The 21,821-nt window shown below is 58.0% G+C and carries 20 protein-coding genes, 1 tRNA gene and 1 pseudogene; 14 read left to right on the top strand and 8 right to left on the bottom strand.

All coding sequences use genetic code 11. The features are described 5' to 3' along the window. Positions 1 to 4 precede the first annotated feature (4 nt). Entirely contained in the window at positions 5 to 772 is a 768-nt protein-coding gene (locus tag V6M90_RS04030; protein WP_408637280.1) for a TenA family transcriptional regulator, read from the top strand. Between the two features lie 19 nt (positions 773 to 791). Here V6M90_RS04030 and V6M90_RS04025 read toward each other — a convergent pair whose 3' ends face one another. Together V6M90_RS04025 and lldD are read right to left on the bottom strand one after the other, a co-directional pair. Further along, on the bottom strand, positions 792 to 1,718 hold the full coding sequence (locus tag V6M90_RS04025) for a GGDEF domain-containing protein (RefSeq protein ID WP_042945063.1): 927 nt from the start codon (positions 1,716 to 1,718) through the stop codon (positions 792 to 794). A 282-nt stretch (positions 1,719 to 2,000) separates the two neighbouring features. Continuing rightward, a complete protein-coding gene (gene lldD, locus V6M90_RS04020) occupies positions 2,001 to 3,143 on the bottom strand; it encodes an FMN-dependent L-lactate dehydrogenase LldD (protein WP_003175207.1) in 1,143 nt (380 codons plus the stop codon). Positions 3,144 to 3,245: 102 nt separating this feature from the next. Here lldD and V6M90_RS04015 point away from each other — a divergent pair, with 102 nt between their 5' ends. The 3 genes and pseudogenes from V6M90_RS04015 to V6M90_RS04005 form a co-directional block, all read left to right on the top strand. Then, positions 3,246 to 4,142 (top strand): LysR family transcriptional regulator, encoded by an 897-nt coding sequence (locus V6M90_RS04015; protein WP_003175206.1) that lies wholly within the window; start codon positions 3,246 to 3,248, stop codon positions 4,140 to 4,142. A gap of 59 nt (positions 4,143 to 4,201) precedes the next feature. Then, positions 4,202 to 4,277, top strand: a tRNA-Asn gene (locus V6M90_RS04010). A gap of 121 nt (positions 4,278 to 4,398) precedes the next feature. Continuing rightward, a pseudogene (locus V6M90_RS04005) lies at positions 4,399 to 4,536 on the top strand (ParA family protein); the annotation flags it as partial. A 54-nt stretch (positions 4,537 to 4,590) separates the two neighbouring features. On the opposite strand, the gene V6M90_RS04000 reads toward V6M90_RS04005, so the two are convergent. Together V6M90_RS04000 and V6M90_RS03995 are read right to left on the bottom strand one after the other, a co-directional pair. Next, complete coding sequence (locus V6M90_RS04000; protein WP_305427557.1) at positions 4,591 to 4,959, bottom strand: BrnA antitoxin family protein; 369 nt, start codon at positions 4,957 to 4,959, stop codon at positions 4,591 to 4,593. Positions 4,960 to 4,962: 3 nt separating this feature from the next. After that, positions 4,963 to 5,178 (bottom strand): BrnT family toxin, encoded by a 216-nt coding sequence (locus tag V6M90_RS03995; protein WP_332846170.1) that lies wholly within the window; start codon positions 5,176 to 5,178, stop codon positions 4,963 to 4,965. A 377-nt stretch (positions 5,179 to 5,555) separates the two neighbouring features. On the opposite strand from V6M90_RS03995, the gene V6M90_RS30090 reads away from it, so the two are divergent. The 6 genes from V6M90_RS30090 (at position 5,556) to V6M90_RS03970 (ending at position 13,434) form a co-directional block, all read left to right on the top strand. Beyond that, the gene (locus V6M90_RS30090; RefSeq protein WP_080547112.1) at positions 5,556 to 5,726 is read left to right on the top strand and encodes a flavin reductase; all 171 of its coding nucleotides are present in this window, start codon (positions 5,556 to 5,558) and stop codon (positions 5,724 to 5,726) included. A 515-nt stretch (positions 5,727 to 6,241) separates the two neighbouring features. After that, a complete protein-coding gene (locus V6M90_RS03990; RefSeq protein WP_332846115.1) occupies positions 6,242 to 8,929 on the top strand; it encodes a phosphoenolpyruvate carboxylase in 2,688 nt (895 codons plus the stop codon). A gap of 64 nt (positions 8,930 to 8,993) precedes the next feature. Further along, positions 8,994 to 10,049, top strand: coding sequence for an NAD(P)-dependent oxidoreductase (locus V6M90_RS03985; protein WP_003175202.1), 1,056 nt, complete (start codon positions 8,994 to 8,996; stop codon positions 10,047 to 10,049). Between the two features lie 27 nt (positions 10,050 to 10,076). Beyond that, complete coding sequence (locus V6M90_RS03980) at positions 10,077 to 10,730, top strand: RraA family protein (protein WP_003175201.1); 654 nt, start codon at positions 10,077 to 10,079, stop codon at positions 10,728 to 10,730. A gap of 268 nt (positions 10,731 to 10,998) precedes the next feature. After that, complete coding sequence (locus V6M90_RS03975; RefSeq protein WP_003175199.1) at positions 10,999 to 12,852, top strand: ABC transporter ATP-binding protein; 1,854 nt, start codon at positions 10,999 to 11,001, stop codon at positions 12,850 to 12,852. A 123-nt stretch (positions 12,853 to 12,975) separates the two neighbouring features. After that, positions 12,976 to 13,434, top strand: a complete 459-nt coding sequence (locus tag V6M90_RS03970) for an Hsp20 family protein (RefSeq protein ID WP_003175198.1) — start codon at positions 12,976 to 12,978, stop codon at positions 13,432 to 13,434. Positions 13,435 to 13,594: 160 nt separating this feature from the next. Here V6M90_RS03970 and V6M90_RS03965 read toward each other — a convergent pair whose 3' ends face one another. Next, positions 13,595 to 14,248 (bottom strand): TetR/AcrR family transcriptional regulator, encoded by a 654-nt coding sequence (locus tag V6M90_RS03965; RefSeq protein ID WP_003175195.1) that lies wholly within the window; start codon positions 14,246 to 14,248, stop codon positions 13,595 to 13,597. A gap of 120 nt (positions 14,249 to 14,368) precedes the next feature. Here V6M90_RS03965 and V6M90_RS03960 point away from each other — a divergent pair, with 120 nt between their 5' ends. Further along, positions 14,369 to 15,586 carry an MFS transporter gene (locus V6M90_RS03960; RefSeq protein WP_332846114.1) on the top strand — a complete coding sequence of 406 codons (1,218 nt, stop codon included), beginning with the start codon at positions 14,369 to 14,371 and terminating at the stop codon, positions 15,584 to 15,586. A 7-nt stretch (positions 15,587 to 15,593) separates the two neighbouring features. On the opposite strand, the gene V6M90_RS03955 is transcribed toward V6M90_RS03960, so the two are convergent. Then, positions 15,594 to 16,034, bottom strand: coding sequence for a hotdog fold domain-containing protein (locus V6M90_RS03955; RefSeq protein WP_003175193.1), 441 nt, complete (start codon positions 16,032 to 16,034; stop codon positions 15,594 to 15,596). 122 nt (positions 16,035 to 16,156) lie between these two features. On the opposite strand from V6M90_RS03955, the gene V6M90_RS03950 reads away from it, so the two are divergent. The 3 genes from V6M90_RS03950 to V6M90_RS03940 all read left to right on the top strand — a co-directional run bounded on the left by V6M90_RS03950 (position 16,157) and on the right by V6M90_RS03940 (position 19,167). Next, entirely contained in the window at positions 16,157 to 16,780 is a 624-nt protein-coding gene (locus V6M90_RS03950; RefSeq protein ID WP_003175192.1) for a TetR/AcrR family transcriptional regulator, read from the top strand. 56 nt (positions 16,781 to 16,836) lie between these two features. Continuing rightward, entirely contained in the window at positions 16,837 to 17,634 is a 798-nt protein-coding gene (locus tag V6M90_RS03945) for a DNA/RNA non-specific endonuclease (protein WP_332846113.1), read from the top strand. 321 nt (positions 17,635 to 17,955) lie between these two features. Next, positions 17,956 to 19,167, top strand: coding sequence for a YeeE/YedE family protein (locus tag V6M90_RS03940; protein WP_332846112.1), 1,212 nt, complete (start codon positions 17,956 to 17,958; stop codon positions 19,165 to 19,167). Positions 19,168 to 19,200: 33 nt separating this feature from the next. On the opposite strand, the gene V6M90_RS03935 is transcribed toward V6M90_RS03940, so the two are convergent. Beyond that, entirely contained in the window at positions 19,201 to 19,362 is a 162-nt protein-coding gene (locus V6M90_RS03935; protein ID WP_332846111.1) for a DUF2986 domain-containing protein, read from the bottom strand. A gap of 151 nt (positions 19,363 to 19,513) precedes the next feature. After that, complete coding sequence (locus V6M90_RS03930) at positions 19,514 to 21,817, bottom strand: KAP family P-loop NTPase fold protein (RefSeq protein ID WP_332846110.1); 2,304 nt, start codon at positions 21,815 to 21,817, stop codon at positions 19,514 to 19,516. Positions 21,818 to 21,821: the final 4 nt, after the last annotated feature.

Genomic DNA, 21,821 nt, shown 5'->3' with positions numbered 1-21,821 from the left:
GCTTATGGAAGCATCGAGTTACCCCGCCTGGGCGCAACATTTGATCCAGGCCTGTAGCGAGAGCAAGCGCCGCGTTGTCGAACACGAACTGTATCAGCGCATGCGCGACAACACGCTCAGTGCCAGGACTATGCGCCACTACCTGATCGGTGGCTGGCCCGTGGTCGAGCAGTTTGCCTTGTACATGGCACAGAATCTCACCAAGACCAAATTTGCCCGCCATCCGGGGGAGGACATGGCGCGACGCTGGCTGATGCGCAATATTCGGGTGGAACTCAACCACGCCGACTATTGGGTGCATTGGGCACGCGCTCACGGTGTCAGCCTGGATGAGCTGCAAGCCCAGGACGTACCGCCGGAACTGCATGCGCTGAGTCACTGGTGCTGGCACACCAGTTCGGCCGATTCGCTGATCGTGGCGATTGCGGCGACCAACTATGCAATCGAGGGGGCAACGGGGGAGTGGTCCGCGGTGGTGTGCTCCACCGGTGTCTACGCGGCGGCGTTCCCCGAGGAAGAGCGCAAGCGCGCAATGAAGTGGCTGAAGATGCATGCCCAGTATGACGATGCCCATCCGTGGGAAGCCCTGGAAATCATCTGCACCCTTGCGGGGATGAGCCCAAGCAAAGCCCTGCAGGAAGAGCTGCGCCAGGCCGTGTGCAAGAGCTATGACTACATGTACCTGTTCTTGGAAAGCTGCATGCGCCTGGAGAAAGAACAAGCGCCTGTGGTAACGCGTGAGCGCCCGCTGCGTGTGGCCAGCGAGGCCTGATGTGACGGCGGTGGCGGGGTCAGCCCGCCATTGCCAGGCGGTTACGGCCTTCGCGCTTGGCCACGTACAAGGCGTTGTCGGCACGACGTAACAGGCTCTCGGCCGATTCGGCCGCCAGCAAGGTCGAGCAACCCAGGCTCACCGTCAACGCTATCCGTTCCCCCTCGGCCCAGTAATCCTGGGTCTGCGCCGCCTGGCGCAGGCGTTCGCCGACCATCGCCGCCGCTTCCCGGCTGGTGTTGGACAGCAGGATCAGAAACTCTTCCCCGCCGAACCGAAACACCATGTCCACATTGCGCAATTGGCTCTTGATCGCTGTGGCGACGGTGCGCAACACGTTATCGCCGGCGGCGTGGCCATAGGTGTCATTGATGTTCTTGAAGTGGTCGATGTCCAGCATCAACAGCGACAGCGGGCTCAGGTGCCGTCGCGCCATATCGATTTCCCGTTGCAGCGTCTGGTCCATCGCAACGCGATTGCCGGTTTCGGTCAACGGGTCACGCAGGGCGCTGCGGGTGGCGGCGCGGTAAAGCAAGGCGTTGCGCATCGGGTAGAGCAAGGTCGCGAGTAACAATTCGAGATGGCTGAGTTCTTCTTCTGTCAGGCGTTGGTTGCGGCGAAAGATCAGCTCACCCAAATGCTCGCCTTCATGGCTCAAGCTGTAGCTCACCGAGTGGTGGCCGCGCTGGCCGAGTTCCAGGCGCAGGTCGCTGGTGACATGACGGTAATGGAGGGCGTCCAGCGGCACCAAGCGTTGGACCTCCCGGAAAAACACGGCGAGGATGCGCTCCGGCTCCAGGCTGGTCTGCAATTGCTGTCCCAACTGCTGGCGAAGTTGTGTGGCGGTGGTTGGACGGTGGGGGATCGCCGCTGGTTGGCCAAAGCCCAGGCGTTGCAATTTGGCGCTGTCGAAGTCGATTGCGTGAGTCTGGGTAGGTGTTTTCATAACCAATCGGCCCTCTGAGCACGTGAGTGTCTTACAGGCTCGATGGGTGTGGCGGGTACCAAGCGTCTTACTGTTCCCTCAGTTCCGTAAAACATTAGAAACAGTTTAGACCGCTTTGTAACGGGTTATAACCCCAAGGCACCGCCATACGTCTTGTCATCGCTTAACCTGCTTGAACAGTGTTAGAGCGAGAATCATGCCAAATCGTTTCGAATAAAAAACACCTTATAAATCAATCGACTGTTTTTAAATTAAACAACGGTCGGGCAATACCGACGTCAGTTATTTGGCTGTTTGAACCAGTGTGGTGTGATCGATCTGATCAATTGACGTCACACCGGTCAGCGTCATCGCCACGCGCATTTCCTTGGCAAAGATATCCAGCAAGTTCTCCACGCCGCGTTGGCCGTCGGCGGCCAGCGCGTAGGAGGGCGCGCGGCCCAGCAGGCAGGCTTTGGCGCCCAGGGCGAGCATGCGCACCACGTCCAGCCCTGAACGAATGCCGGAGTCCACCAATACCGCCAGGTCATCACCCACCGCCTCGGCGATTGGTGGCAACGCCTTGGCGGTGGACAGCACGCCATCCAGTTGCCGGCCGCCATGGTTGGACACCACGATGCCATCGGCGCCGAAACTCACCGCGTCCTTGGCATCCTGGGGGTCGAGGATGCCCTTGATGATCATCGGGCCTTTCCAGAATTCGCGGATCCACTCCAGGTCCTTCCAACTGATCGAAGGGTCGAAGTTGTTCGCCAGCCAGCCGATATAGTCTGCCAGGTGGGTAGGTTTGCCGAGGTATTTGGAGATATTGCCCAAGTCGTGCGGGCGTCCCATCAAGCCCACATCGAACGCCCATTGTGGTTTGGTGATGGCTTGCAGCATGCGCCGCTGCGCCGCGTAAGGGCCGGACATCCCCGAATGGGCATCGCGGTAGCGCGCGCCAGGCGTGGGCATGTCCACGGTAAACACCAGCGTGGTCACGCCGGCGGCCTGGGCGCGTTCCAGCGCATTGCGCATGAAACCACGGTCCTTGAGCACATACAGCTGGAACCAGATCGACTGTGGGCTTTGCGAAGCCACTTCTTCAATCGGGCACACCGAGACCGTTGACAGGCAAAACGCAATGCCTTGGGCCGCCGCCGCCTTCGCCGCTTGCACTTCGCCACGTCGCGCGTACATGCCGGTCAGGCCCACCGGGCTGAGAACCACTGGCATGGCGAGTTCCTGACCGAACAAGGTGGTCTTGAGACTCAGGTTATCGACATTGCGCAGGATGCGCTGGCGCAGGCTGATATCGGCCAGGTCCGAACTGTTCGCACGCAAGGTGTGTTCGGCGTAGGCACCGCCGTCGATGTAATCGAACAGGAAGCGCGGCAGCTTACGCCGGGCGGCGGCGCGGTAATCGGCGGCGGACGAAATAATCATGGATGGGGTCTCGGCAGGGCAAGGGTGGCTCAAAGATAGGCAAATATCTGGCATGATAAAAACAACTTTTATCACTAGTATCCAGTCGCCAAGGGAATACCGATGAACCTGCGGACATTATTGGCCTTTGTCGAAGTGGTGCGCCAGGGTGGTTTCTCCCAGGCGGCCGAAGTGGTGTCGTTGACTCAATCCTCGGTGAGCAAGGCCGTCAAGACCCTGGAGGATGAACTGGGTATGCCGCTGCTCAATCGTCTCGGTCACCGTAACGAACTGACGGCTGCCGGCGAAATTACCTACCGTCGTGCCCTGGTATTGCTTGCCGAACAGAATGATCTGTTCGCCGAGATCAACGAACTGCGCGGCTTCAAGCGCGGCGTGTTGCGTATCGGCTTGCCGCCGGTGGGCTGTGGCGTGCTGTTTGCGCCGATGTTCGCCACTTACCGCAGCCGCTACCCGGATATCGAGATCGAACTGACCGAGTACGGCAGCAAAAAACTGCGCGAATGCCTGGAAGCGGGTGAGGTCGACCTGGCGGCGCTGTTGTTGCCGACGGATGAAGGCTTTGATTACCAGCCGGTGCGCAACGAACCACTGATGGCCGTGCTGCCCATGAGCCACCCTCTGGCCCGGCGCCAGCGGATCGATTTCACCGACCTGGCGGATTCGCCCTTCATCCTTTTCGAAGCCGGCTTCGCGCTCAACGCCAAGATCCTCGCCGCCTGCGAGCGCAAAGGCGTCAGCCCGCGAGTCACCGCCCGCAGCGGGCAAATCGACTTTATCGTTGACCTAGTGTCAGCCGGGCTCGGCGTTGCCTTCCTGCCCCGCATGCTGGCCCACAAGCACCAACACGCAGGTATCGCCCTGATCCCCCTGGACGAGCCCCACACCGACTGGCACATCGCCCTGGCCTGGCGCGCCAGCGCACACCTGCCACCGGCCGCACTGGCCTGGCTGGAGCTGGCCAAGGAGCAGCTGCTTCCAACCAGTCATCCGGCTTGAACGGTAAAATGCCGAAGGGTGCTTGACTTATCCTTTTTAATCAGTAACATACGGCGCATTCCGCGATAGCTCAGTTGGTAGAGCAAATGACTGTTAATCATTGGGTCCCTGGTTCGAGTCCAGGTCGTGGAGCCAGATAGGGAAAAGCCTGCAGCGATGCAGGCTTTTTTTTTTCCTGAATTTCTCGGGGCGATCAAAGCGCACAGCGTGACCCGCATGAATGCATCTCAAATCCTACGATTTCGAGGTCAATATCATGAAAGTCGCTGCAGTCGTTTCAACCAAAGGCGGGCCGGGTAAAACCACGGTAGGCGTCAATCTGGGCGCGTTCTGCGCCGATGCAGGTATTCGTACACTGTTGATCGATCTCGATAACCAGCCGTCACTGTCCTCGAGTCCCTGGAGGAGCCTGATGAATACTGTCGTATATCTGGCAGAGTGGTCGTGGTTACAGGACGGATTTGTCTTTTGATCTGGTCGGTTTGGGATTTCCAAACATCCGATTCAATTCTCCCGGGACAGCTATCAACTGCTGCTCCAGCGCTTCGACCTCTGACACGCTGATGCGATTGTTGATGACTTGCAGGGTTTTGGCTTGTTTCTTCGAAGCAGGCGCGAGGTTATGTGCGTCCTGGGAAACCAACGTCTGTCGCAGCAAGTTGTTGATCACAGTCTGATAGCCGGTACCGGCATTTTCCGCACGTTCACGGGCAGCTTCGATCACTGCATCGTCCAGCATGATGGTGATGCGGGTTTTTCCTTTATTGCTGGCGATAGCGCCGCGCTTGGCGTTGCTGAAGTCGTATTCGTCTTTCATGGTTCAAACCTCCAGGTACTGACGCCGTTCGTTTTTGGATGCAAGCCGGGTACTGATAATGCGCACGAAATTGGGGTCGCGATAGGTGTAGGCCACCACCAATATGCGTCCTTTTGCATCTGCGCCCATGATCACCCAGCGCTCTTCTCCGTGATCGTGGTCTTGCAGCGTTAGGGCTGCCTCGTCATAAAACACCGGTTCTGCATCAGCAAGGCTTATGCCTCTGTGCTAGCGCTGGTTGGAAATGCTTTGCTCTCTCCTTGGCTAGAGGCGTGGGGTAGGGAAAAATTGCCCTAACCCAATACGCTATTCAGTAAAGGCTGCCGAGCGCTAGGTAAAGGCTGGTCTCCGGCTCGATCAACTTTGGTCCTTGATTCCTGACGTTACCCACAGCTTTGCCCACAGGGGACCATTAACGCTTGATGGGTCCGCCAGGTATTGGTGTCCGGTTGGCAGGGGGCAGTCCAGGTCGGTGGTAGGCATTGAGCCAGTAGCATCGTTGAGTTTTAAACGCAGCACCTCTATTTGTATAGCGTTTGTCGCATGCTTGAATCCAATCAAAGCGGAGTTGTACCCAGCATGATTATCACAATGAGATGGCGAAGTTGGGGGCGGGAGTTTGCATCACTGCCACGCGTGCCAATGACCATTCTGAAGGGATGACTACAACGTCCGTATGCAGTGTATCGGATGCTCCACCGACTTTACTGGTGTACCTCAATCAAATGTCGAGCACTTTCCAAGCGGACTTACAGAGCGAATTTTAAGTGCCAACGCGCACTCCTTGGGTAAAGCGCTTAATGCAAAACATTACTATAAAGAGGTGGCAATGAGCCTGCTCTGCTTTTTCATAAAGTCGTGTTTATGAAGAATTGTTTAGGTTGCGCTCGCAGGTTGTGCCTACGCGAGATTCTTCCCGGGGCGAGCGTTTTTGGGCGGGTGGATTTAATTTCGAATAATCAGGGTTTTAGAAAAAACATCGGCACTAAAGCAGAATCAGTGCTGTGATTTTTATTAGCTACCTATCATTTTTTTCTAGCTGTCTATTCCAAAAAGGTCTTTTGTCGAAAAATTCGGAGCATGTTTTATTGCTCACAGATGTAACAAGTTGTTTCATTTTTTTTGCCGTTTTTCGGTACCGACAAGGGGGCTTTCTGTCGGCGAACAGGTGAGTTCCGTTCGTTGCGACGCAGTGGGTTAAGCCTGGGACATTGATGATTTTGCGTGTGTCTGTCCGGCGCACTGCAAACAAGGGATTTGACAATTATCGAGGCTTGAACCCATGAATCATGTGATCAACTCCATACTGGAAAATGCATCAACTCGCCCCTCAATCGGCCATACCAACCCCGCGCTACTGCATGACGTTCTATGGCGAGCACTGGAGCACGCACTCAAGGCCAACACGGATGATGCTTCCCACACCCCGCATGCCCGTGCCTGCCTCAGGATCTATGCTGAAATCGATACGCTGTCGTATCTGGACAAGGGTGATTCGAAATTGGCCGCGGCCCTGGGCAAGGCGTTCTTCGAATCCCGCTCCAGCAAAGACGTCGAGGCTTTCTGGAAGCTGTTGCTGATCAAGCAACTGCTGTTCGAATTGTCGGTTAGGAGTGTGGCGACCCAGATCGCTTCGCAAGCCAGCCTGCCCCGTCAGTTGCTCACGCTCGACTCGCAGTTGATTGCAGCGCCGTCGGGGGTAAATATCAGCCTGGGGCTGCTGTGCAAAGAGACTGACCAGCTCAAGCATTCCGTCGTGCTGGTCTTGCAGAAACTGGCGCAGCACATCGAAGACCGTGGCATGAAAAAATCCCAGGCCACTGCGCAGCTCCTGCTGGAGTTGTACAACGCCGTGTGGTCGGGCAGTAATGGCACCGATATCGAGTCGCAGATTTTTTACGCCGACAGTGTGTATGACGCGTTACCCGACGTGCATCACGCCCTGGGCCTGGCGCCGCAGGAAAAATGGCTGACCTTGTTTACCTGGTTATACGGCGACAAAGATGGCCGCCCCTATGACACCAACCAGCACACCGAAACCCTGGTCGTGGCGCTGGAAACCGCGCTGCGCAATCGCTACATCGCTGATATCGACAGCCTGATCAAGAACGGCGGCGCACGGCATCGCCTGGAAGAGATTCGCGCACGCCTGGGCAAGGATCATCCCGAGCATTTCGAGCAGCCCGCCGAGCTGATCGAAGCACTGGGCAGCATCCGTTTTACCCAGCCGGCCGCCATTGACCGCTTGCTGCTGCGGGTGCATGCGTTTGGCTTTCACTACCTGGATATCGAGTTTCGTGAAAACGCCGAGATGTTCAGCAGCGTGGTCGATGAGATTCTTTCCAGTCAATGGCTGGAAACCATCGGCCTGGGCCAGGGCCGGCACTATCATGAGCTGGATGAGCGTGCGCGCCAGGCCGCGCTTGAGGTCGCGCTGGAAGGCGACGAGTCCCAGGCTCCTGCGGCCCTGTGGCAAGGCTATCTGCAACGCACCGCGTCGATTTACACCAAGAAAGCCCAGCAATACGCCGGCCAGGATTACATCGCGCTGATGGAGCAGGACCCGAGCTACATCCGCATGCACGATGCGCGCAATGCGCTCGAGCGGTTTGAAATGATCGATCGGTATCGCGACCGCATGAAAATCCACGGGATCGCCGAATACACCTCGGCCCTCAGCGCGCTGGAGGTGCTGTTCCTGATGAAGGCGGCCCAGGTGCGGGACGGAATCGACATCGCCCTGCAACCCGAAGACCTTGCGGGTGCCGAGCGCACGCTGGCGACGGTGCATGAGGTGTACGAAAACCCGTTGTACCGCCAGCACCTGGCAACGCGGGGCAACCGCCAATACATCACGTTTGGCCCAAGCGACACCGGCAAACAAGGCGGCAAGGCCATGCACAAACTGAACATGGCTATTGCCAACCAGCACAAGCGGATCGCGGCCCGCTACGGTGTCGAGGTGGTTGTCCACGTAATCATGGGCGGGGAACACGCACGGTGTAACGGAGTGATCGCCGAGACCTTGCAGGAGTTCGGTGCGCTGGAGGGTCCGGAAACCCGCTTCATGCTGGCCGGGTGCGCGGAGATGCGCGCTCATCTGCTGACCCGCAACCAGTCCGTCAACTTCCTCAGCCAGTTGTACCGCATGCACGCCGAGCCCCAGCCGCAACCGTTCGAGGAGGTCGTTATGGGCAGGATTCAACGCTGGGCTGAGGTGGTGCGCCGCTACCATGCGACATTCTTCGAGCATCCAGCCCTGCCTTCCCTGCTGCGGGACCTGGCGCGATTCGATGTGGTCAGGGTCACCGCCAAGGGCACCCGGCCGCCTTCTCGCATCTTTAACATCAAGGTTTTCGAGTCCCGCCCAGATGCCATTCGTGCGATTCCCTGGACCCGTGCGCTGTTGGCCGGTGGGTTACACAGCGAACTGATCGGCGTCGGGCAGTTTGCGCGAGAGCCGGCAGCGCAATTGTCGACGGCGTTTAACGAGGATGAGAGTTTTCATACCTACGTCAAAGGTATGGCCTATGCCATCGCGCGAACCGACCTGAAATGCGCCTGGCTGACCTTGACCGGCAGCATCCCGGAGAAGACCAACATCCTGGCGCTGGCTGAAGCCTTGAAGACCGAAGCAGTCGGAACGGCAGAACAGCTGCTGGCCAGCCTGCACCTGGAAGTGATTGAAGGTAAGCGCTTCGTGTACAGAGCCATTACCGGCACCGAGTGGGTGGATCCATGGAAAATCAAGGAAAGCAGCTTGCTCAACCCGTGGCCTAGCCTCAAGGCAGAGGTCTATCGCAAGGAAAAGAACCTGAGAATCTATCGGTTGTTTCTCATCTACGCCAAAAGCAATCCCGAGTTCATCCAGTCTTCGTCGCTGAATGATTTCTACAGCGGGTTCCTCGCGGCCGCCAGTACCGATGCAGGTCTGGTCGATCCCACCAGCGCCCAACATTTCACTTGGTGATCAGTCCCGATATCCAGGGCAACCTGGGTATCGGCAGGCGCTACCCTCCAAGAGGATCAACTGAATGGCGTTTACTACCCTGATACTCGATGCCCCCGGGCCCCCGTTGCTGTTTGAGGAAGTCGATCGCTTTCTTAACCTGGGCCTGGCCGTTACCCTCAATCTGCACTATTTCGCGGACAAGGACCGCATCCGGCAGCATTACACCACGCGCATTCACTATGCCGAGATTAACTGCCACGACGAGCCTGACTTTATTGCCGCCGTGAATCAGGCCGGGGGTTATAGCGTGTTCAAGACACGCCTGAATATCCCCTTAGGCGCCAGCCTGATTCGCGCAGCCACCTCACCCGCGCTGTCTACACCACTGCGCGCCATTGCCCAGGCAGGCGCCGGGGTTAACCATATTGATCGGCTAGAGTGCGAGCAGTGTGGCGTGGCGATACTCAACACGCCGGGTTCCAACGCGGCCGCTGTTGCCGAATACGTCGTGGCCCAAGTGCTGTTTCTGTCTCGTGACCTGGATTACTACAACGCTGAAACCCACAAAGGTCATTGGGCAAAAGGCACCTTGGCACCTACCTCCGAATACGCTGAACTCACTCTTGGGCTGGTGGGCACCGGCAGCATTGCTCGGCAGGTAGCACGCAAGGCGGCGGCGTTAGGCATCAAGGTGATCGCCACAGGGTCGGAGCGTTTCACCGAACCGGTGGCGCGCAGCCTTGAGCTTGAACGACGAGCAAGCCTGGCGCAGTTACTGGCCGAGGCGCACATCATTTCGATCCACGTACCGCTAACCACGCTGACCCGAGGCTTGTTCGGCACTGCCGAGTTCCGGCAGATGCGCCAAGGTTCAATCCTGATCAATACCGCACGCGGCGGGATCGTTGACGAACACCAACTGGCAGCCTTCATGCGCCAGTTTCCCAGGCATATCAAGGCGGTCGCCATCGATACCTTTGCCCTGGAAAAGGACCGGTTCGACTCTCCACTGACCGGCATTCCCCGCGCGCAATTGACGCCGCATATCGCCGGCAATACCACCACGGCAATCAGGACGGCATCGCGCCAGATCGTCGACAAGATCCATGCATTCAGTAACGCCGCGATCGTGCGTTAACCGACTGGACACAAGGAAGGCCACATCATGCAGACCTCTCTTTTTACCCGTATCAACGCCCTGAGTTGCACCGACCTCAGCGATGCGATGGACCGCCTGAAAATCGTTTGCCAGTGCACCGACATCATGCCTCTGGACCGGTCGTTCAACCTCACAGGTAAAGCCTGGACCCTGCGCTACGGCCCTGTTGGCCTGGACGGCGGCTCGGTGGGTGACTACATCGACGACCTTGAGGCCGGTCAGGTGATAGTGATCGACAACCAGGCGCGGCTCGACACCACCGTGTGGGGCGATTTGCTGACCTCTACCGCCGCCCGTAATCAATTGGCCGGGACGGTGATTGACGGTATCTGCCGTGATGTCGATCGTGCATTGGCGCTTAACTACCCGATCTTTTCCCGGGGTAACTGGATGCGCACCGGCAAGGATCGCGTGCGTGTCGAAGCGATCCAGGCGCCCGTTACGCTGGGCGGCGTGCGGGTACAACCCGATGATTGGTTGCGCGGCGATGGTGATGGACTGGTGGTGATCCCGGCCGGTTCACTGAGCCAAGTGCTGGCGGTGGCCGAAGAAATCCACCAGGCCGAAGAGCATATTCGTGCGGCTATCGAGGCGGGCGTTCCTTTACGCAAAGCTCGCGCCGATTACGGCTACCACGCCTTGCAGACTCCGCGCCGCTGACTGGCCAACGACAGAAGCCGCAGCGGGTGCGGCTTCAGTTGATGCTGGCCGGGGGGCAGGGGCACCTTCAAACGTTTATGTCGTTCCCACCACACTATCCACAATCTGCGTGCTCTAAGAATAAAATCGGGGACTCCTCAGGCTCTGCCCCCTATTTTCCTCCAACCTGCAAAAGGCTCTGGTCCGAATAACCTTTACTCCCCCGCAAAACCCTCAACGCCGCCGTTAAATGCCAGAATCTCCCAACTGGATTGTTTTGGAGAGCTCCATGCTTGGCCTATTTGAACGACGGCTCGACCCTTTCCCTCCCGACGAAGCACCGCCGCCGCCTGAGGGGCTGGCGCGGTTCCTGTGGGCCTGCACACGCGGTGCGCGCGGTTATGTCCTTGCGCTCGCCTTGCTCAGTGCAAGTGTGTCGATCTACGAAGCGTGGCTGTTTTCTTTTCTCGGGCAAGTGGTGGACCTGCTGTCGACCTGGCAGGCCGGCGGCGAAGCGGCCGGGCAGGAAAGTCGGGTGTTGTGGGGCATTGGCATCGTACTGGTGACGAGTATCGGGTTGGTGGCGTTGCGTACGATGGTGCAGCACCAGGTATTGGCGATTAACCTGCCGTTGCGCCTGCGCTGGGATTTTCACCGGCTGATGCTGCGACAAAGCCTTTCGTTTTTTTCCGATGAGTTTTCCGGCCGGGTCACGACCAAGGTGATGCAGACCGCGCTGTCCGTGCGCGAGGTCTTGTTCACCCTGATCGAGATCGCCCCCGGCATCGGTGTGTACTTCATCGCAATCATCACACTGGCCGGCGGTTTCGATCCCAAGCTGATGCTGCCGTTCATTGCGTGGCTGGCGTTGTTCGGCCTTGCCATGGGGTACTTCGTGCCGCGTCTTGGCAAGGTCGGCCAGGAGCAGGCCAATGCGCGCTCGTCGATGACCGGGCGGATCTCGGATGCCTACACCAACATCACCACGGTGAAGCTGTTCTCCCACTCGAAACGTGAAGCCCATTTCGCCCGCGCGGCGATGGAGGATTTCAAGCAGACCGGCTTTCGCCAGATGCGCCTGGTCAGCCAATTCGAGATCGTCAACCAGGCGCTGGTGGTCGGGTTGATCATGGGCGCAGGCGGTTATGCCCTGTGGATGTGGCACCAGGGCGAAGTCGGCACCGGTGCCGTGGCGGCGATCATTGCCATGGCGTTGCGCATCAACGGCATGTCGCACTGGATCATGTGGCAGATGACCGCGTTGTTCGAGAACATCGGCACCGTGCAGGACGGTATGGAAACCCTGGCCCGCGGCCCCAAGGTACAGGATGCGCCGGATGCCGGCGTGCTGGTTACCACGGGCGGTGCAGTGACCTTCGACAACGTGAGTTTCAATTACAACGGCGAACGCCAGGTGCTCGACGGCCTCAGCCTGAGCATTCGCCCAGGCGAAAAGATCGGGCTGGTGGGGCGCTCCGGCGCCGGGAAATCCACGCTCATCAACCTGCTGTTGCGCTTCTATGACGTGGACAAGGGCGCGATTTATATCGATGGGCAAAACATCGCGCACGTCACCCAGGACAGCCTGCGCAGCGCCATCGGCATGGTCACTCAGGACACGTCCCTGCTGCATCGCTCCATTGGCGACAACATCGCCTATGGCCGCCCCGATGCGACCGACGAACAGATCCGCCGCGCCGCCGCCAATGCCCAGGCCGATGGGTTCATCAGCCAACTGAGCGACAAGCAAGGCCATAGCGGCTACGACACCCTGGTGGGCGAGCGCGGTATCAAGCTGTCGGGCGGCCAGCGGCAACGCGTCGCGATTGCGCGGGTCATGCTAAAAAATGCGCCGATCCTGCTGTTGGACGAGGCCACCAGCGCGCTGGACTCGGAAGTCGAAGTCGCCATCCAGGAAAGTCTCGATGACATGATGCAAGGCAAGACCGTGATCGCCATTGCCCATCGGTTGTCGACGATTGCGGCCATGGACAGGCTGATCGTCATGGATAACGGCTGCATCATCGAACAAGGCACCCACGCTGAACTGTTGGCGAAAAACGGGGTGTATGCGCGCCTGTGGCATCACCAAAGCGGCGGGTTTCTGGGGGAGGACCAGGGCGTGACCGAGACCGTGGAGTAGCCCTTTAAAAAATTTTTGGGTGCACCGCTTGAAATTTTTTCCCCTGAACCTACTTAGGTTTTACGCGATGCCGAATCCGGGTCGCGTATTAAATCACTTGGAGAAAACTCAGGAGATTTTGCAATGGCTACTACGCTTTCTTTGGCCCCACTGTTCCGTCATTCCGTAGGCTTTGATCGGTTCAACGACCTTTTCGAATCGGCGCTTCGCAGCGAGGCCGGTACCACGTATCCCCCTCACAACGTCGAAAAGCACGGCGACGATCATTACCGAATCGTCATCGCGGCTGCCGGCCTGGTGGAGGAGGACCTGGAGATCCAGGTGGAAAAAGGTGTGTTGACCGTCGCCGGCGGCAAGCGTGAACACGATGAAAACATCACCTACCTGCACCAGGGTATCGCTCAGCGCGCGTTCCGCCTGTCGTTCCGCCTGGTCGACCACATCGAAGTGCAGGGCGCGCAGCTGTCCAACGGCTTGCTGAGCATTGATCTGCTCAGGGTTGTACCGGAGGAAGCGAAGCCTAAGCGCATCGCGATTGGGGGTGCGGCCAAGGCTGAGGTGAAATCCATCAGCGAGCAGTAATGCCGCGATGAATAAAGGCGCTCTTCGGAGCGCCTTTATTATTTGGGCTATTGATGATTAACGGTGTTCATCCCCGCCCGTTTGCCAGCCGCCAGGCTCAGCGAGCGTTCCGGTTCTTCGCGGTCGCTGTATTGGCGGCGTAGCAGGACCAGGCGGTAGCTCAGGGTGTCGCTGTCGCCCAATGGGCCAGTGAAGGCGGAGTGATGGACGCGGCAACATCCCACGTCAGCAAGAGTTGGCTGATCGCCGCGTCGATGGTTGCGTGCGGCACGCCATCGCGGGCCAGTATCGAAACGCCCTGCAAGAAACTATCGAACACCGTCGCCATTACCGTCGCCTGGGTCGCTGCTGGCAGCTGGCCCAGGCGCACCGCCCGCGCCACACACGCCACGATCCCCGCCCGCGTGCGCAGCCGCGACTGCGTCAACGCATCCGCCACCCGCGCGTTTTCCGGGCTTGGCGCACTCATCACGCCGAGTGCCACCATGCAGCCCTTGGGATGGCCGTCTTCGCATTGCATGCGCGCCGATTGACGCAGCGCGGTTTCCACGGCTTGGCGTGGCAATAGGGATTCATCCCACAGGCATTCGGTGACTCGGGCGTAGGTTGCCAAGTAACGCTGCACGCACTCTTCGAACAACGCTTCCTTGGAGCCGAACGCGGCGTAAAAACTCGGCGCGGAAATGCCGCCGCCCAGTCCGGCCTTGAGCTGGGCGAGGGAAGTGGCGTCGTAGCCGTGCTGCCAGAACAGGTGCAGTGCCTGTTCCACGGCCTGTTCACGATCAAAATTACGCGGGCGGCCCATTTGTGCCATGTGAAGTCTCCTCTGGAAAGCGAGATAAATACTAGTCGATACATAAGTCGTTGACAACGCGTCTGCTCGCCTGCAACATTTGTATCGATCAGTATTTAAGTTGTCTTCAAGGAGCCTCCCGTGACCCCCTCACTGACTTTATCGGCCTCGTCCGAACGCTTGCCCGTCGGCGCCTTGCTCGCGCTGGCCATGACCGGCTTCATTTGCATCGTCACCGAAACCCTGCCCGCCGGTCTGTTGCCGTTGATCAGCGAAGGCCTGGCGATTTCGCCGTCGATGGCCGGGCAGATGGTCACGGCCTATGCGCTGGGTTCGGTGCTGGCAGTGATCCCCATGACCATCGCCACCCGTGGCTGGCGTCGGCGCAATGTGCTGCTGCTGACCATCGTCGGTTTTTTGCTGTTCAACTCGATTACGGCGTTGTCCTCCCACTATGGCGTGACCCTGGTGGCGCGTTTTTTTGCCGGTGTCGCGGCAGGGTTGGCCTGGAGCCTGTTGGCCGGTTACGCCCGGCGCATGGTCGCGCCCCATCAACAGGGCAGGGCGCTGGCGATGGCGATGGTCGGCACGCCGATTGCGCTGTCGCTGGGCGTACCATTGGGCACTTGGCTGGGCGGGCTGGTGGGCTGGCGAACCACCTTTGGCCTGATGTCGGGGCTGACCCTGATATTGATCGTGTGGGTGCTGGTGAAAGTGCCGGACTACGCGCCACAACCCGCGCACCAACGGCTGTCGCTGGGTAGAGTGCTGACCACCCCCGGCGTGCGCCCGGTGCTGGCGGTGGTGATCAGTTGGATGCTGGCGCACAACATGTTGTACACCTACATCGCACCGTTCGTGGCGCAAGCAGGGTTGGCCGAGCGTGTGGACCTGGTGTTGCTGGTGTTCGGGATCGCCGCATTGGCGGGCATCTGGATCACCGCTCGGTTGGTCGAGCCTTTGCTGCGCCGCACCGTGTTGGTGAGCCTGGCGACGTTCGCGCTGGTCAGTGGGGTGTTCGGCTCGTTGGGATCAAGGCCTGAGATGATCTACCTCGGTGTGGCGGTCTGGGGCCTGAGCTTCGGCGGCGCCGCCACGTTGTTGCAAACCGCGCTGGCGGATGCGGCGGGCGATGGGGCGGATGTGGCGTTATCGCTGAACGTAGTCGCGTGGAACAGCGCAATCGCCGGCAGTGGCGTGCTGGGGGGAGTGTTGCTGGACACCTGGGGGGTAGCGGCGTTTCCGTGGGCGATGCTGGTGTTGGTCGGCGTGGCGCTGTGCATTGTGTGGACGGCGCGGGCCCATGGCTTCAAACCGGGAAAACGCTCTGCCGATGGGCCGGCGGCGGTGGGGCATTGAGCCGAGCCTAAGCCAGTTTCACATTCATGGTGATGCGCGCGGTAAACACCTTGATGTCGCCTTCATCGAAGATATCCACCGCCACGATCTTGTCCCCGGCGCTGTGCCAATCGACGCTGCTGCCGTCGGCCACCGCGCGAATGTTGGTTTTCGCCTTGGCCAGGTATTCAACCGTCATGCCTTTGGGAATCCAGCGGGCGCCGGCCGGAATCGAAGCATCCGTCATCATGCCGCCGGCCAGTTCGGCGGCATTGCACAGCGCAATTGCGTGCACCGAGGCCAGGTGGTTGGTGATCTCTTTGCGAAACGGCACCGTGACCACCGCGTGGTTTGGGCGCAGCTCAGCGATCTCGGGGTTGATGGTGCTGAAGTACGGCGCCATCTGGCACGCCAGGTTGCTGAATGCAGCGGGGCCTACGCTATTGAACATGCTCAGTGCTTGGCTCATCGGATATCCTCAGGGTTAATTAACAGAATTATATTCTGTTGCGGAACAATATTCCGTTTTATCTGCGAGTGTCAACCCGGCCGATCAACCTATAAACTCCTTTTCATTTGGCGCTTTCCTGCATGCATTCCATCGACCTCATCGAGCGCACCTTTCCCGGACGGCGCAGCGACCTCAAGCGCACCATCCTGCGTGAGGCACTGGCGTGTTTTAACGAGGTGGGCATCGAAGCGACCAACATCGAGACCATTCGCGCACGCTGTGATACCAGTGTGGGGGCCATCTATCATCACTTCGGCAATAAGGAAGGGCTGGTGGCGGCGTTATTTTTCGCGGCGCTGGAAGATCAGGCGGCGCTGCGCGATCGCTACCTGCAGGATGCCCATACCGCGCACGAGGGGATCGTTGCGCTGGTGTACAGCTATGTCGAATGGGTAGACGCACAACCGGACTGGGCGCGCTTTATGTTCCAAAGCCGTTTCGCCGTATCCAACGGCCCGCACAAGGACGAACTGGTGTCGCGTAATCGCCAGCGCAACCGGCAGTTGCAGGACTGGATGAGCGCCGAGGGACGCCAGGAATATTTCAGCCACCTGCCCGCTGAACTGATCCCTTCGCTGATCATTGGCGCAGCGCAAAGCTACTCGCGAGCCTGGCTGTCGGCCAAGGTTAAAAAGAGCCCCCAGGCGTATCGAGAACGACTGGCCGAAGCCGCGTGGAATTCGATCCGACAGGCGCCGCACTAAAGTGCAATGTGAGGGTCCATAAGTCCCGCTCAATCCTCACGATAAGATTTAAAAACATGCACTTACGCAAGCTTGCTGTTGGGCTGTCGGCCCTTGTTCTGTTGTCCACCGGGGCACATGCCCAGGTGGCGATGGACCTCTACTCCAGCCAGGAACAACGCCTCTCGTTCGACAGCTGCGCCGATATTTTCCCCGACGCCACACCGATCAAAACCGCCACTGTCCCCACCAGCATGAAGCCGCTGGCGCTGTGCTCCGACCATTTTGCCGTGCTGTATTCGCAAACCAGCAAGACGCCGCTGCTGGTGGTCGAGCGCTTGAACGCGCGTCAACTCAAAGACGCCAAAGGCGAAGAGCGCACCAACCATTTCTACGCCGACCCGCGCATCCCCAAGGCGGGGCGCGCGGAGTTGAGCGACTACCACGGCCAGCACCCGGCCATAGACCGTGGCCACCAATCCCCGGCCGCCGACGCACCCGACGCCAAAGCCATGGCCCAGTCTTTTGCGCTGTCGAACATGGTGCCCCAAGACCCCACCAACAATCGCAAGATCTGGAGCAAGGTCGAGGCCGACGTGCGCAAATTCGCCGTGCGCGCCGGCGGTGATGTGTATGTGTTCACCGGGCCGTTGTTCGATGCGGGCTACGGCACCATCGGCGATAACCAGGTGTGGGTGCCGACGCGGCTGTTCAAACTGGTGTACGACGCCTCGTCCAAGCGGGCCTGGGCCTATGTGCTGCCCAATGCCGAAACACGTATTCAGCGGCCGATGGATTACGCCACCTTTGTGAAGACCACCGGGCTCAAGTTGCTGGGCAACCTTCCGGTGTCGGGGTCGGTGGGGCGCGGCTGACAGCGGGGTGACAGTGGCTGTTTTGATTGCCTGAGCCACTGCTTTCGCAGCCTCGCCGTAATGCCAGTCAGTTAAGAAGTTGAAAGGGTAAAAAGTGACCTGTGGCGAGGGAGCTTGCTCCCGCTGGGCCGCGAAGCGGACCTGCTCTTTGTCTATAAAGAATGGGACTGCTGCGCAGTCCAACGGGAGCAAGCTCCCTCGCCACAGGTACAGTGTTCGCCCTTAACTGACTGGCATTAAGCCTCGCCGGGGCTCGACAGCTCCTACTTCACTCTATACTCCCTCCCTCGCACCATTCCTTCAAACCAACCGAGATCCGCCATGAGCACCTCCCTTCCTCTGGCCTCCACGCGCAAGCCCCTTGCACCGTGGGTGGCCTTCATCATCCTGGTGCTGGGCGCCGTGTTCCTGCAAACCAGCGTCGGCTCGCGGCAAGTGCTGTTGCTGGCTGTCGGCGCCGCGTTGGGCCTCACCCTGTACCACGCCGCTTTTGGCTTCACCTCGGCCTGGCGCGTCTTCATCAACGAGCGCCGCGGCGCCGGTTTGCGCGCACAGATGGTGATGCTTGCGCTGGCAGTCCTGTTGTTTTTCCCCGCGCTGGGCGCCGGTACCTTGTTCGGGCAACCGGTGACCGGTCTGGTGGCGCCGGCCGGGGTGTCGGTGGTATTTGGCGCGTTTATCTTCGGCATCGGCATGCAGTTGGGCGGCGGCTGCGCGTCGGGGACGTTGTTCACCGTAGGCGGCGGTAATGCGCGCATGCTGGTGACACTGTTGTTTTTTATCTGCGGTTCGCTGATCGCCACCCACCACGTGGACTGGTGGTTTGCACTGCCTGCATTCCCGGCGGTGTCCATCGTCAAGAGCTTCGGCGTGCTGCCGGCCTTGCTCGCCAGCCTGGCCATGTTCGCGCTCATCGCTGCCGTTACCGTCCGCCTGGAAAAGCGCCGTCACGGCCAGCTTGAACCCGGCGTGCACAGCGAACACCAGGGCCTGCGCCGTTTCCTGCGCGGCCCGTGGCCATTGGTATGGGGCGCGATTGGCCTGGCGCTGCTCAACTACGCCACCCTGGCCCTGGCCGGGCGCCCATGGGGCATTACCTCAGCGTTCGCGTTGTGGGGCGCCAAAGTGGCGAGTGGTTTGGGTGTCGACGTCAGCGCCTGGGCGTTCTGGCAGATGCCCGGCAATGCCAAGGCCCTGGCCGCGCCAGTGTGGGAAGACATCACCAGCGTCATGGACATTGGCATCGTCCTCGGCGCGTTACTGGCCGCCGGCCTGGCCGGACGTTTCGCCCCCAGCCTGAAAATCCCGACCCGCTCGCTGATCGCAGCGGTGATCGGCGGCCTGCTGCTCGGCTACGGCTCGCGCTTGGCGTACGGCTGTAACATCGGCGCGTATTTCAGCGGCATCGCCTCCGGCAGCCTGCACGGCTGGGTGTGGTTGGTGGCGGCGTTTATCGGCAACGGCGTGGGCGTGCGCCTGCGGCCGTTTTTCTTTGCGGGGGAACGGCGCCCGGTGGGGTTGAGCGGTTGCTGAGATGCGGTGATGCCAGGGTGAACCATCGAGGCATCAGCTCTCAGGTGAAATGCTTGTGGATTGCGCGGCTTCTTCGGCCAATTTCAGGCGATCAGCCTTGCTGATGTATTTCACCTTGCTTTTTGGGGCCAGCTTGGCGCTGGCCTTTTTGGCCTTTTCCTTAAATAGCTGTTTTAGTTTTTTCTGGCGATTCATCTCAAATACCCTACTTATCAATAGCCGAATGATAGAGTAAATGACGTAAATAGGTTCGATTTTCGTCCTTTTACTCTTGTTTAAATTCACTTTCGAGCGTTATGCGTTTCACTCGCTGGGGCACCAGAACCGTCCGCTTGTCTTCGCCGAGTTATCGCGCGATTCTTTGATACCCCTCAGGGTATTTGAAGGCTTTCGGGTTCCCGGCAGCTATACCTAAGCGGTTATGCAGCCAATCAAGTCCCCGTTCTTTACGCAGACCACTGTGGAGAAGGAAATGCCAGCACTCTTCAAGAAGCGGACGATGAAGGGTATAGAATTTTGTTGCGGATTTTAGGTCAGCCAATAGTAGCTCTATATAGCCATATACATTTTCTGTGATGGATATATAGTTTTCGTTGGTTGGAGGAATTGTGAGTATAGCCAGTAGCTTACCTATGTGGTCGCTTTTGTAAAGTAACGAGTCCGGATTGCTTAAAAACTCCACTTTTTCAGCGGCTGGACTCTTGGTGTTGCTCCTGTAGTCCGTAGTGAGCAGCTTGATCCCTCCTTCAATTAAGAAGAATTCGACTGCCTCCGCAATCGCAGACTCCAAACCTGCTCGAATTAGACTATTCGGTACGTAATAGGCTAACTCAGCGTTATCGCGCTTACTCAGCCTCAGAAGTACTTGATTGCCGTGGTAATAGAGTGACGGGCTGCCGGTAATTTGACTGCAGGTGCGCTGGACGAGCCATCGCTCACGGTTTCTAAGAAAAAGTTCGCTGCAGTTGAATTCACGTAAGGAGAACTCAACAAAAATATTGGCTAGCTGCAATAAGAGATCGGTATTGTCCCATGCCAGTTTGAAGTCGTTAGGCATGTCTGGCTGGCTCAAGTCACACATGAAGTCTATGGTTTTTTCTGCTTCTGCGATGGCATTGGAAGTTTCTGTTGATGTTCTGAACTGTGTCAGTTTACTTACCAGGCTCTTGTAGTCTTCAAGAGCGTGATTGATGAGGTTGTTAATGACTTTGGTTGTTCCGCAATCAGCAGATTTTGCATGTTTAAGCAGTTGTGTTTGTAGTATTTTCAAGTTGAATGTGCTCTGCCAGAGCGTTCGAATGGCTCGATATTCTTTCGGCGTTAGAACGGGCTCTTTTGTGCTGAGGTTCATTTCATAATTTATTCTATCTACACTTTGCCAATTGCGTAAGCCTTGTAGTTTTATAAGTGTTCTTTTCAAGCGGTTCTGCGAAACGGTACCGTCTTTAAACGCACTGGCATCCATTGCCTGGGAGAAGAGCGTGCTCGCCTCTTCCTTTTTTCCGTCTGAAAAAGCCATGGCTTTATTAGCGGAGTCCTTCCCTATAAGAACTGACTCCGCAAATTTCGCCGTAGCGGGTGCTATTTTTCTCAAAATTGTATGAACAATAATTGCCTCCCAGGCCAAATCACCTACGTCATGGCGCTGTGCGGCGTATGTAAAGCTACGCAGCTCTCGAACGATTAACTTTATAAGTCTAGGGTTGCTCGGAAACCACTCAGCGGCACGGTCGATCTCTGGGCGCGGGATGAAGCTGCAGTTGACGAAAAGTTGATGAGTTGCGAACTGTTTAGCTTCCTCGCTTGAAAGTTCCTTTAATGTGTGCGATAGGTCAATTATTTTTTCCAGAAAAGGTTGTCTTGGATTATCTAGTTTCTCTTCTGAGTAGGTGCTTGAATAAGCTTTAAGTGCTTGATTAACAATCAGTGGGTCGAATGCCAAGATGAATGCAAATCCGGGTATGTCCATAAGCTCTCGCAGCGATAAGAGCAATTTTGGCAGGGCAACCGGATCTGCCCTGTCGAGATCGTCAATACTGACTATTATCCTATGATCATCCTGAAGTAATGCACGCAGTGCCTTGATTTCGTGCTCGTCAAGCGTCAGGCGCCGATTCACTGTACTCATAAGTGAATCAAGCACAGCTGCACCGGCTACAGCAACAGATCCTAGATCGTTGTCAAATTTGCCCGCCGTCTGCCCGGCCATCTCAGCAAACACTTGTGTTCCTTTGGTCGCTTTCCTTCCCCAGTGTTTCAAACGTAACCACTTAGGTGGCTTCACTCGATTTTTCTTAAGCTCGTGTGCGATGGCGTTATACAGTGAGGCAAGGAAGTCATTGAGATCCACTACCTTCCAAGCTGAAAGGGATATGAATATATCACCCTGTTGCGTCGCTAATGCCTTAACTAAATTCAGCACGCTGGTTTTACCAGAGCCCCACTCGCCGTAAAGTCCAATCCGGGTCGAAAATTCTAAGCGTGTGTCTTTTATCTCTCTGAAAATCGAGCGCGCCAGCGATCCGCGTTCAAGGCGGTCCTCGTTCAGTGTAGTGATAGGAGCGTCATGACCCCCATTCAATGTCGAATGCTCCAGCCCTGCTGTAATAGCTGGCTCAGTTGGCTCGGACGGTTTCTTTTTTTTGTCCATAAAG

This window comes from Pseudomonas lactucae (assembly GCF_036688725.1).
Lineage (GTDB): Bacteria > Pseudomonadota > Gammaproteobacteria > Pseudomonadales > Pseudomonadaceae > Aquipseudomonas > Aquipseudomonas lactucae.
Note: the sequence above shows the minus strand (reverse complement) of the source record. Positions and strands in the feature narration are given on the sequence as shown.